8 protein-coding genes and 1 pseudogene are annotated in these 11491 nt (G+C 70.8%); 3 read left to right on the forward strand and 6 right to left on the reverse strand.

Annotated elements, in window-relative coordinates:
- The 4 genes from cas5e to casA form a co-directional block, all read right to left on the reverse strand.
- Positions 1–622 (reverse strand): type I-E CRISPR-associated protein Cas5/CasD (gene cas5e, locus ABEA77_RS32715; protein ID WP_345655630.1); only part of this gene is annotated, 622 nt, incomplete at its 3' end.
- A complete protein-coding gene (gene cas7e, locus ABEA77_RS32720; protein WP_345655631.1) occupies positions 619–1827 on the reverse strand; it encodes a type I-E CRISPR-associated protein Cas7/Cse4/CasC in 1209 nt (402 codons plus the stop codon). The genes cas7e and cas5e, both read right to left, overlap by 4 nt.
- A 63-nt stretch (positions 1828–1890) precedes the next feature.
- Positions 1891–2475, reverse strand: coding sequence for a type I-E CRISPR-associated protein Cse2/CasB (casB, locus tag ABEA77_RS32725; RefSeq protein ID WP_345655633.1), 585 nt, complete (start codon positions 2473–2475; stop codon positions 1891–1893).
- The gene (gene casA, locus ABEA77_RS32730) at positions 2465–4048 is read right to left on the reverse strand and encodes a type I-E CRISPR-associated protein Cse1/CasA (RefSeq protein WP_345655635.1); all 1584 of its coding nucleotides are present in this window, start codon (positions 4046–4048) and stop codon (positions 2465–2467) included. Before casA ends, casB begins: the two co-directional genes overlap by 11 nt.
- Before the next feature lie 481 nt (positions 4049–4529).
- Between casA and ABEA77_RS32735 the strand changes: the two are divergent.
- The 3 genes and pseudogenes from ABEA77_RS32735 to ABEA77_RS32745 all read left to right on the forward strand — a co-directional run.
- Positions 4530–5453: pseudogene (locus ABEA77_RS32735) on the forward strand (IS256 family transposase); the annotation flags it as partial.
- Between the two features lie 34 nt (positions 5454–5487).
- A complete protein-coding gene (locus tag ABEA77_RS32740; RefSeq protein ID WP_345655637.1) occupies positions 5488–5814 on the forward strand; it encodes a hypothetical protein in 327 nt (108 codons plus the stop codon).
- Positions 5815–5835: 21 nt separating this feature from the next.
- Entirely contained in the window at positions 5836–6117 is a 282-nt protein-coding gene (locus tag ABEA77_RS32745) for a TIGR02391 family protein (protein ID WP_345655639.1), read from the forward strand.
- 198 nt (positions 6118–6315) lie between these two features.
- Here the strand turns inward: ABEA77_RS32745 and cas3 are convergent, their stop codons facing one another.
- Both cas3 and ABEA77_RS32755 read right to left on the reverse strand, forming a co-directional pair.
- Positions 6316–9219 (reverse strand): CRISPR-associated helicase Cas3', encoded by a 2904-nt coding sequence (gene cas3, locus ABEA77_RS32750; protein WP_345655641.1) that lies wholly within the window; start codon positions 9217–9219, stop codon positions 6316–6318.
- A gap of 269 nt (positions 9220–9488) precedes the next feature.
- Positions 9489–10922: a hypothetical protein gene (locus ABEA77_RS32755; protein ID WP_345655643.1), complete on the reverse strand. Its 1434-nt coding sequence runs from the start codon at positions 10920–10922 to the stop codon at positions 9489–9491.
- Positions 10923–11491: the final 569 nt, after the last annotated feature.

Here is an 11491-nt window from a genome sequence, read left to right on the forward strand (position 1 = left end):
GGGTGTCCCACCAGAAGATGACGGGGAGGGTGGCGGTGCCGGGGGGTGGGGGCTGGGGCCAGGTGAGGGGGGCGTGGTGCAGGAGGTGGTGTTCAGGGTTGGTGAGGGGGCCGGTCAGCAGGAGCGGTTCGTCGGGGACGCAGTTGCGGCGGCCGAGGTAGGGGGCCCAGTGGGGGTGTTCGAGGGTGTGGGTGAGGTGGGTGATCAGGGGTGGGGGGCCGGTGACGGCGACGGTGAAGGCGGCGTCGGTGAGGTAGGTGCGGCGGCTGACGTGGGTGCTTCTGCCTTCGCTGCGGTGCTCGCCGGCTGCGGTGCGCAGCTGCTGGGGGCGGGGCCGGGCTGCTCCGGTGGTGTGGAAGTCGGTGTAGTAGCAGCCGGGGTTGTCCACACGGATGGTGAAGCGCAGTTGGTGGTAGCTGAGGCCGGTCAGCGGTGGGGTGGTGAAGGGGTCGAGGGCTGTCTCGTGGGGGCGGCCTGCGGCGGCGGCGAACAGGCCGATGAGGGCGGAGCGGCTGGGGTGGGGGCGGGTGGTGCGGTCGGTGAAGGTGGCGCGGCCGCCCCAGGACTGGAAGGGGCCTGCCAGTCGCATGATGAACCCGGTGCGGGAGGCGGGGTCAGTCATGCGGGGGGCATCTGTTCGGTGGCCTGGACGGCGGCGGTGATGAGGGTCTCGAAGCTGGGGTGGCGGGTGCCGAGGTGGTCGAGGTCGGTGTCGGTGGTCGTGGTGTAGCCGGAGGCGAGGAGGAGGCCAGTGCCCAGCAGGCGGTTCAGGGTGCCGGCGTAGGTGCTCAGGGCGGTGCGGCTGGGGCTGAGGTGTCCGCCGGAGCGGTCGGCTTTGACCGGATGGTGGAAGGCGGGTGCCAGGGAGACGGGTCGGCGGTCGCGTACGGCGTAGTGGACGGTGTCGGGGAGGGTGAAGGGTGCGGTGGAGTTCTTCTTGGCCTGGGGCAGGGAGGTCAGTACGACTTCGGTGAACAGGGCGAGCAGGGTGCGGGTCTGGTCGGCGTCGCCTCCGGTGTTGTGGAGGAGTTCGGTGATGTTGATGCTGGTGTAGCGGTAGAAGACGCCGGCGGTGAGGTAGGCGGTGTCGAGGTGGCCGGCGGAGGCGTCGCCGGGTTCGGCCCAGTCGTCGACAGCGGTGAAGTAGTCGGGCTGGAGGTCGCCTTGGTGGGTGGTCCATGCGGGTGCGGTCTGCACAGCGCCGGAGACGTGGGCCTCGGGCAGGCCGGCGAGGAAGCGGCCGAAGAGGTTGATGGTGGCGGTGCGGGCGGTGAGCAGGTCGATGACGGCGGCGGGAGGCAGGACGGTGGGCGGGGCTTCGGCTTTGCTGTTCTTCGCGGCGGTCGTCTTCTTGGCGGTGGTCGTCTTCTTGGCGGGGGCTGCCTCCTTCGCCGCGAGGGTGTCGTGGGCTTTCTCCAGGGCGGGGCGGTGGTGCTCGCACAGGTCGGCGAAGTCGTCGATGAGCGTGGCCGCGGGGGCGTAGATCATGGCGTCGGTGCGTCCGTCGCGTGCGGCGTTGGCCGGCATGCCCTTCGTGGTGGCGCTGCGGGGAATCTGGGCGGCGGCGTAGGTGGCAAGTTCGGTGGGCCAGCCGCGCTTGCGCAGGGCGGCGGCGACGCGCGGGGGGAGCATGCGGGTGCGGGTGGCGGGTTCGTCGAGGAGGTCTTCGAGGTCGGTGCGCTGGGCCCGGCGCAGGCTCTGGGAGGACACCATGGGGCGCTGGACGTTGCCGTAGATGAAGCTCTTGGGTTCGCCCTCCTCCCCGCGGTTCAGGCAGGAGGGCGGGATGTCCTGGAGGACGTGGAGGTCGAGGTAGCGGGCGGCCATGCGGCAGGGTCCTTCCCTGTATGCGGAGGGTGACAGGCGGGCTGGGGTGCTCGGCGGGCTGGCTCAGGGGGTGGGGCCGGCAGGGGGTGGTGCGGGGTCGTGGCCGCGGGGGGCGAGGTGGAAGCTGTCGAGCCAGCGGGTGGCGATGGTGCGGCGGTGCTCGTCCCAGGCGGCGAGGTCGGACAGCAGGACGGCGAAGTCCGGTGCCTGGCCCTGGCCAAGGAGTTGCCGGGTGAGTCCGGGGAGCCTTCGGTGCAGGAGGTCGGTGCTGAGGCGGGTGAGGACGCGCAGCCGTCGCTCGGCGCTGGTGTCGTCGCGGGTCGTGGCGGCGGCCTGGGCGAGGCAGGTGCCGAGGTTGGGGCGCTGGTACCAGCGAAGTTCGGTGCGGCTGTCGTGCACGGCGGCCAGGTCCAGGGGGTGGCGGGCGGGGCGTTCCAGGGCGATGAGGCCGGCCACGGTCCAGTGGGCGCGACGTGCTCCGTAGCCTCGGGTCAGAGGGGCGAGGGCACGGTGGGCGCGCTGGTCGCAGTCCTCGACGGGGCGTCCCCGGCCCCGTTCGAGGACCACGCGGGTGGCGGGCGTGTGGCACAGGTCGCGGATCGTCTGGGTGAAGGTGTCGCAGTGGGCGCGGTAGTCGTCAACGTGCACGGCGCTCTCCTGTCGTGCGGCGGTCGGTGGCGGCGGCGTGCAGGGCGCGCAGGGCCCGGGCGACGGCGGGGCCGGCGTGGGCGTGGCGCAGGAGGTCGTTGCGGGTGGCGGTGCGCAGAGCGGTGGCGGCGGTGGTGGCGAATGCGGGGCGGATGCTGGCGTCGTCGGCTTCGGTGTGCACCAGGTTCCAGAAGGTCGTCTCGGCGGCAGGCCAGTAGGCGGCCAGTGCGAGGCGGGCCCATCGGCAGTCCCGGCCCTTGGCGGTGCGGTGGGGGTTGAGGGTGTTGTGCCAGGCGAGCTTGGTGTGCTTGGCCAGCAGGCCGGCGTAGTTTTCGGCGGCGATGCGGGCAGCGGCGATGCGGGAGGCCGCCTGCGGGTCGGCTTCCTGGGCCCAGTTCCATACCGGCGGGGTCAGCGCGGTGTACCAGAGGTGGTTGTTGACCTTGGGGTCCTGGTCGAAGCCGCAGACGCGCACGGTCAGGCGGGCCTGGAGGTCGGGGGGCAGGTCGTTGAGGGTGTTGAAGACGGCGGGTCGCCGGCTTGCGGAGTGTTCGTCCCCGGCCAGCAGGAGGGCGTCCAGGTCGCGCCAGAGCGCGCGGGCGGATTCGGCGTGGCGCGGGCGGCTGCGGTGGGCTGCGTCCTTGCCGGGCTGGGTGTCGATGATGTGGTGGGGGTCGACGGCCGGCTGGCGTGGGTGGGCGTGGGCCCAGGTGAGGTAGGCGTCGGTGACGTGGCTGCCGTCGGCGTCGGGGATCAGCAGCAGGGCGTGGCGGGAGCGTCCGGTCAGCAGCCGTCCGGGCCAGGTCGCCGGGGGCAGCGGGGCCAGCGGGTCGGGCAGGTCCTCCTCCCAGGGGCAGGCGTCGGCTGCGGGTGTCCCGGCGTCCTCGTCGTCGGGGTCGTCGGGGCAGGGGGTGAGGTGGAGCAGCAGCGTCTCGAAGAGGGTGGCGCCCTGGGGGTGGAAGGAGAGCGTGGAGCGCAGCGGTCCGGCGGTGAGGCCGGGGGCCTTGGGCAGGGTCGAGCCGGGGACGGTGCGGGTGCTGCAGCGTCCGCTGGCCCCGTAGTAGTGGTGGATGACCAGGTGCCAGAACGCCTCGTGGGCGGGCAGTGGATACGGTGTGAGGTCGCTGTGGCCGCCGCTGCGCCACACGAGGTTGTGGCCCGCGGGCCGGTCCCAGGCCAGGGCGTTGACTCCTGCGCGCTTCACGCACTGCGTGCGCAGCCGGGGGTCCTGGAGGAAGGGCCGCTGGGCGTCGAAGAGGTCGAAGACGTGGGCGTCGAAGTAGGCGTCGGCCTTCTCGGGATCGAACCCGGTGCCGGTGTTCAGCAGTTCGCGGCGGCGGCGTGTCCAGGCGCTGCGGGAGAGACCAGGGTCGTCCAGGCCGGTGAGGCGGGCCGTGAGCGCGGTGAACAGTCGCAGGAGCCCGGATTGCGCCGGCGGCATCGGCAGCGCCAGGTCGAGGATGTGGTGGGCCTCGACGAAGACCTGCCGCAGGCTCAGCAGACGGCTGCCTGCCTCGTCGCCGGTGCGCACGGGTATGCAGGGCTGGGTGGTGAGGTGGAACGAGGGAGTCATCGGTCCTTTCGCGTCCGGTGGGTCTTGCGGAAGGCTGCGCGGACCAGGTGCCGGTGAGACTGGTCGGCGCTGCTGTGGGTCTCGGGGCAGTTCCGGGCCGGTGGCTGCCTTCCCGGAAAAGCCTGCGCGTGCGAGCGCGCTCGAACGAGAGCGCCAGGCCCGTTCGGGGGAGATACCGTCGAAGCTCGGCGAATGTGCTGGCTTGGGCCCTACGTTGTGCACGGCCGTTCAGCAGGGGCGCATGTCCGCGCGCCGCGCGCCCTTGGCGCAGGGCGTGCTTGGCGGTGAAGGTGCCCGGGGGTCGACTGGCCATGGCCTTGAGCGGTCTTACGTGCGTCACGGGCAATCGGGCGGGACTGTCGGGCGGGAACTTTGCTACCCGCTTCTGTGTCGGCCCTGAGCCTGTTCCGGGTGTGCGGAATCGTCATCCGTCAGCCGTTGACGCGTGGATCATTGAGCGATGACCCGGATGAACCGCGAGTGGGCTGTCCGCAAGCTTCAGGCGTTCCTTGTGCTGCGGCTGCTCTACCTGCACGGACTGTCGTCCGGAGACTTCGTACCCGCGCTGGAGCAGTTCCTCGGCGGCACGGCCGGACTGTCGGCCGCGACGGTGACCCGGCTGACGAAGCAGTGGAGCGACGACCACGCCGCCTTCCAGGACCGGGACCTGTCCGACCGTGACTTCGTCTACGTATGGGCCGACGGGGTCCACCCCAAGGTGCGGCTCGGCCAGGCGCACTCGTGCGTGCTGGTCCTCCTCGGCGTGCGCCTGGACGGCATCAAGGAGCTGATCGCGCTGGCCGAGGGACTGCGGGAGTCCACCGAGTCGTGGGGCGACCTGCTGCGCGACTGCCGCCGCCGTGGCATGCGCGACCCCAAGCTCGTCATCGGCGACGGTGCGATGGGCCTGTGGAAAGCCCTGATCGAGGTGTTCCCGACTGCTCGGCACCAGCGCTGCTGGGTCCACAAAGCCCGTAATGTGACGAACTGTTTTCCGAAGTCCGCACAGCCGGGCGCGACGAAGACAATGCAGGAGATCTACAACGCAGAGGACAGGACCCACGCCGAGAAGGCGATCGAGGTGTTCTCCCGCACTTACGGCACGAAGTGGCCCAAGGCCGTCGCGAAGATCACCGACGACCGGGACGAGCTGCTCGCGTTCTACGACTTCCCGGCCGAACACTGGGTCCACCTGCGGACCACGAACCCCAGCGAGTCGGCCTTCTCCACCGTCAAGCTCCGGACCAAGGTCACCCGAGGCGCCGGCAGCCCGGCCGCGGCCCTGGCCATGGTGTTCAAGCTCGTCGAATCCGCCCAGGCCCGCTGGCGGGCGATCACCGGAGCACACCTGGTCCCACTCGTCCGGGCCGGGGCCAGGTTCGAGAACGGCCTGCTGGTCGAACGCACCGAGAGCCCCGCGGCCTGAGGAGAATGCCCAGATGACCGTCTCCGACACCTACGGCACGAACTCCTACACGGCCAAGGAGTTGACCGGCCTGCTCGCCGACCGACTCGACGTGACCTTCACCGAACGCGAGAGCGACTACCTCGGCGTCTACTTCCTGGCCACCCTCGCCGACACGACCCGCCTCCAGGTCCAGCCAAACGCCATTCCCGGAGACAACGGGGAAGACGATCTCTACGACGACGAGCACCCCGACGTGTCGGTACTCCTGCTCATGACCTCGTCGGCCGCCGCCGAGCCTCTCAACGACGAGCTCTCGGCGGTCGGAGGACTCACCTGGCTCCGATCAACTCGAAGCTGAGCAACTGCCGATCCACAAGTCTTGACTATTGCTCCGAAGCTTCTGGCAGATGCCTTTTCGGCCAAGCCGCCGGTTGCCGGGCATCCGCGGCTGCGCTTGGACACCGGCGACGGCAGCGACACCTTCAGGAGCCGTCACGACGGTGCGGGGAGTTTTGCCCGCGGCGTCTACTCGGCGATACGCAACCCCATCGCCCATGAACTTGACCACGAGCTGGACGAGAATCAGGCACTCGAGCAGCTCGCCGCGTTCAGCATCCTGGCCCGGTGGGTCGATGAGGCGGCCGTCGAGACCGCACGGTAGCCAGTGATCCGGTCCTCCGCCCTCCGGCGGGCCGGGGCAGGGCGCCCTCGTTCCTGGCGGGCCCAGCTCAGCGCCCTGGCGGTGCGGCGTTCGGCATCCTTCCTTTCGTGCACCACCTTGCCGGTGGCTTCAGCGTGGGACTCGTGGGCGTGGTGCTTTCCCACGGAGGGGGACGCACGTGTGTGGGCAAGGTCGTGGTCAGGAGCGGGTTTGGACGAGTCCCAGTTCTTCGTCCAGGCGCAGCTGGTAGGGGCCGAACGGCACCGGCGTCTTGTCGTGCGGGTCGGCTGCGAGCAGGACAAGGTCGGCGAGGAGGGGGTGGGTGTGCCAGCTGGATGGCACGGTGGGCCGCGGGCCGTGGCGAACCCATTCCTGGGGGGCGGGCAGCGTGCGTTCCAGCACGGAGCGGACCTGCGGCGGGTGCAGGGGGTTGTTGTCGGGCAGGGGGATTCGTCCGGCCGGGTCGAGGGTGAGGTGGCCGGATGTCTGGCGGTAGCAGGGCAGAAGGCGGGCGGGTGAGACCGTTTCACGGGTGGGGGCCTGGCCGGCGTGCAGCGTGCGGCGGGTGAGGTCGGCGAGGGATCCGGTTCGTGAGGGTGCCGGGATGAGGTGGGTGCGGGCCAGTGCGGCCATGTGCTGTTCGTGGGCGGTGTGTGCGGGCGCGGGGGTGGGTGTGGTGTGGCCGGGGCTGTGGTGTACGCGCTCCAGGAGGCCGGGGATGTGGTCGGGAAGCGTGATTGTGACGGTCTGCCGGTCCGTCGGGGGGTGCTCTGCCGGGTGGTGGGCTGGGGTGGTGGGGAGGGTTTCGAGGAGGTGGGCGGTGGCGTGCAGGTGGTACTCCTGGTCGGCTCTGCCCCAGTGTTCGGGGATGGCCACCTGGTCCTCGTGCTGGGGGATGAGTACGTGCATGAGGGGGTGGCGCGCCCAGGCGGGCCGAAGGCGGAGGCCGGCTTTCCTCCATCTCTCCTCGAAGCGCCAGAGGCGTCCTAGGCGCTGCAGCAGGACCTCCAGTTCCGCGAGGTGGGTGATCATGAGGTCCAGGTCGAGGTCGAGGCTCATGTCCAGCATGCTGGTGGTGACGACGAGCAGCCGTTCAGGGCGTGGGCCGGTGGGTCCCAGTACGGTCCGCAGGCGGCGTACGAGGGCCTCGCGTTGGTGGCCGGGGAACCGTGCGTGGAGCAGGACCAGTTCGCTGCGTGGGTCGTTCCAGGGCAGTGTCTGTTTCAGGTGCTGGTAGGTGGCTTGGGCGTCTTCCACGGTGGGTTCGCTGACCGCTGCGCATCCTCCGTGCTGCGCCATGGGCTGCAGGAGGCGGGTCACCACGTCGAGGCGGTCAGTCTGGTCGGTGTCCTGGTCGGAGGTGCTGGGGACGGGCAGGGGGCTGAGGTGGACCGTGCGCCGGGTGGCGAGGGTGTGCCGCTCGTGTTCGGGCCTGGTCATCCGTGCCGGTTTCGGGTTGCGGGCGGGGACGAACAGCCAGCCGGGGTAGGGAACGGTCCAGTCGACCGCGGCGGCCTCGGTGGCGGGGTGTCCGGCGCCGGTGAGGTAGGCGTGGCCGATGCGGCGGGCGTCCGTGCTGCGCAGGGTTGCTGAGAGCACGATGACCGAGCTGCCCACGGCGGCCAGCCAGTGCACCAGGCGGCACAGCAGTGTGCGGGTGTAGGGGCTGTAGGCGTGTGCCTCGTCGATGATGACGGTGCGGCCCGACAGGGCCAGCGTCCGCAGGGCGGAGTGCCGGGTGTGGAGCATGGCCATCAGGGCTTGGTCGAGTGTGGCTACGGCGAACGGGGCGAGCAGGGCACGGTCGAATCCGCCGAGGAATGTCTCGGGCACCGTCACCTTCCGCTCGGGGCGTCCTTGCTGGGGTGGCTGCGCCGCGGTGTCGGGGGTGTCGGGTTCCTCGTAGTGTTCGTCCACCGTCGACTGGCGGTCGGCGCGGGCCAGTCGCGCGTCCAGGTAGGCGGCGTGGAGCCAGGCGTGGCTGTGCACCAGTGTCACCGGTGCCCGGGCGGGCTGGTGGGCTGTGACTGTTCTGATCATCCCTTCGTAGGCGGCATCGGCGATGGCTGTGGTCGGCTGCAGCAGCGTGCACCCGCGGGTGCCTGTGTGGCGGTTGAACAGGTCGCTGGCGTGCCATGCCGCTGCGGTCTTGCCCGTTCCGGTGCTGTCGGCGACGAAGAGAATGCCCCCTCCTTCGCGGCGCACCAGTTCCGGGAGCCGCTCGATGACCGATGCTTGCAGCACGGAGGGCTCACGCACCGCGGTGTGGACGTGGGTGAAGGGTTTCTCGGGCAGTTGCACGCTCTCCAGGCCGGCCTGGGTGACCACGTGTGCCGCCCAGCCCTCGGGCGCCTCGGGGGCGGGGGCGTGCAGGGACATCCAGTGGTCCAGAGCGCCGCTGCCTGGGGACTGAGCCTGCGGCATCCACACGTGCGGCTGGCTCACCAGGCGGTCGGCGAGCTGCACGATCCCTGTCATCACGACCGCGGCCTCCACCGATACCTGTTCGGGGATCTGCACGGCGCCCGTCAGGCGGCGTACCTGCCAGGCGTACCTGCGGCGGGTCTCCTGCCACAGCGGTCCTCCCAGGTCGTGCGCCACGCGGGCGGCGGCCGCGGCCCCTCGGATGTCGAGTTGCAGGAACAGACCGTGATGGCCGCCGAGTACCTGCGCGATGCGTACGGCCGGGCTGTCGTTGCCTTCGAGCAGGTAGCCGAACTCCTCGAGCACCTGCAGGCCCACGTGCATCGACGCCCGTTCATGACGCATCGTCCGCCACGGACCTGCGTCGCGCCGGAAGGCCTCGTCGACCAGTGCCCACGCACGGGGCTCACAGGTCTGGAAAGGACCGGCCTTACCAAGATCGTGCAGCCCGGCGGCGAGCATCACCACCGCCCTGGCAGCCCTCTCCCCCAGTCCCAGCCCTCGCATGACGACCTCCCGCTGCGCCGGCGAAAGGAACCGGTCCCACAGCTGGCCCGCCACTGCCGCCGCGTCGAGTGAATGGAACAACAACGGATACGCCAGCCCCATCGCGGCACTGAACTTTCCCCACAGGCACAGCGGGAGACCCCCGGGGCCTCCGTCCCGTACAACGTCCATCACCCCACTCTGTGCCCTCGCCTCGAACCTGCCCGCACGCGCCGGCGCAACCGGAACCGGGGTGGCAGAACACCCGGTGCGGCCACCGGCAGCGGCTGTAGAATCCGCCCGCCCCGAGCTGGTGGTGGGGCGCGTGGTGGAGGTGGGCGGGGCATGGTGTTGCCCGCCTTTGGCGGGGCGGGTCTTCTGTGCTTCGGGGGCGTGTCTGTGCCGGGGCGGCTGGCGTGGCCCGGGGTGGGGTGGGGTGGTGTGCGGGCTGGAGGGGGCCGTTATCGACGTGCGGGTGGGCCGGCCGGTCGGCGGAGGGCGATCTGGTCGAGTTCGTCGAAGATCTGGGTGCGCAGTTGTGCGCGGGGTTCGGGGATCTGCAGGCGTCCGTAGCGTGTTTCGTACCGGGCCAGGCATGCGCGGATGTGCCGGTAGAGCTCGGGGTGGCGGCGCACCAGTTCGTCGTAGGTCTGGTCGCCGATCTTCTTCATCAGTGCGTGGCTGGGGTCGCGGCGTTCGGCGATGGACATGCCGTCGTTGAGCGTGGTGATCAGGCGGAGGCTTTCGTCGCGGCGCTGTAGCAGGGCGGCGAACAGCCGGCGTCGGCGGTGGAGTTGCTCGCGCCGTGCGGAGCTTGGTGTGGGGCCGTTCAGGGTGAGGGGCTTCAGGTACCGGGTGTGGGGGTTCTCGACGGTCGGGGCGATGCGGGTGAGTGACGTGTTGAGCTGGTCCCGCCATCGGTTGAGCACCAGTGGGTGGCACAGGGTGTCGTCGCGGTCGGCGTGGCGGGTGGCGTCGGCGATGACACGTCGTTCGAAGGCGGGGGCGTCGAGGTCGAGGGTCTGCTGGACGGTGTCGGTGAGGGGGGCGGCGAGCCATCCGTTGTCGATGCAGCGTGTGATCTTCTCCCGGATGCAGCGGATGTGAACGCTTGCCGAGGGGGCCACTCCCGCGGCGGCTGCCAGGGATCGCACGAGGTGTTCTTTCTCGTCGGCGAGGTAGCGGCCCAGCCAGGAGCGTGCAAGGCGCCGGGAGTCGTTGGTGGCCGGGGGGAACGGGAGAATCCCGGCCGCGGTGAGCTCGCTGATGCGTTGTTCCTTGAGGTGGCGCTTTACTTCGAGCAGCCGGTCGCGCACTGCCTTTTCCTGCTCGGCGAGACGGCGGGCCTCCTGGTCAAGGCAGCCTGACAGGATGCGCGTCTCGTGGTGGAGCAGCCGGTCGTGGCGTGCGTAGGTCAGGGCGTCGATGCTCTGGTGGATGCGGTCGGGGCCGAAGAGCAGCTCGTCGAGGCCGGTGCGCTGCAGTCCTTGTGCGTGCGCGGTCACGACCTTCGCCAGGTCGAGGAAGCTCAGGTTGATCAGGTCGGCCAGTTCGTGCAGCGGTAGCCGCCACGGCTGTGCGTGGGGAGGGCGTGTGGCCCGCAGACCCGGGCCGGGAAGTTCCGGTGCGGGTCTGCGGTGGGCGGGCCGGAGGTGGGGTTCGGCTAGGTCCAGGGCGAAGCGGATCTTCAGGTAGCGCAGGGTGCGGCCGCGGTGCAGGGCGGTCGTGGGGCGGTCCCACAACGTGCGGCAGGGATCTCGCCGGGCTGCGCCGCAGGTCGGGCACTCGATCGTTGCGACCTCCTGCGAACGCACTTTCCACAGGGCGCGGCGGACCGCGTCGGCGTCGGGCTCGGCGGAGTCCCCGGCAGAGTCGTCAGGTCTGGTGGAGCACATGCGCCGGAGGGTGTCAGGTGCTTCGGGTCAGCCGTGCGGGGCACACCGTTGCGGTGCCCCGCACGGCACGAGCGGCGGGATGCGTGTTCGTGCATGGCGCGTGTGCTTGTTTTGTGCCGCCCGGTCAGGTGAATGCGTCAGGTGACCGTGCCGTCCTGGCCTGTGTGGCTGAGGTGTGGCCGTTGTTCGTACCAGTTCGAGAGCGGGGTCGCCGACAGCAGGTGCGTGAGGCGGGCGCCCGCCTCACGTGCGGGGGGGGCTGGTGTCGGGCGTCGCTCTGGGGTGGGCTGCTTCCCCGGTGTGTGGGCGCCACCGGGTGCGGTGGCGCCCACACACCGGGGCGGGGTGGGCCGGCCTGGGCAAGCGAGCGTCCGGTGCCGTCGGGGCGTCTGTGCCCTCGCGGACCTGCGGCCCTGGGCGGATACGGCTCCGCTCCCCCGCGTTGCCGACTTGCCGTCCTGTGAGCCCCACTCCGGGCGGCGGTCGCGGGGGCCGGCACACGCGCGTGCCCACAGTCCCCGTTATCTTTTTCGCGGTCCCGCAACGGGGCTGCTGGCCTCCGGGCCCGG

Source organism: Streptomyces tremellae (genome assembly GCF_039540215.1).
Lineage (GTDB): Bacteria > Actinomycetota > Actinomycetes > Streptomycetales > Streptomycetaceae > Streptomyces > Streptomyces tremellae.

Coding starts and splice junctions, on each gene's coding strand:
- cas7e (WP_345655631.1), bottom strand. CDS start 1,827: ATGGCCGCCCGCTACCTCGACCTCCACGTCCTCCAGGACATCCCGCCC.
- casA (WP_345655635.1), bottom strand. CDS start 4,048: ATGACTCCCTCGTTCCACCTCACCACCCAGCCCTGCATACCCGTGCGC.
- cas3 (WP_345655641.1), bottom strand. CDS start 9,219: ATGGACGTTGTACGGGACGGAGGCCCCGGGGGTCTCCCGCTGTGCCTG.
- ABEA77_RS32755 (WP_345655643.1), bottom strand. CDS start 10,922: ATGTGCTCCACCAGACCTGACGACTCTGCCGGGGACTCCGCCGAGCCC.
- ABEA77_RS32740 (WP_345655637.1), top strand. CDS start 5,488: ATGACCGTCTCCGACACCTACGGCACGAACTCCTACACGGCCAAGGAG.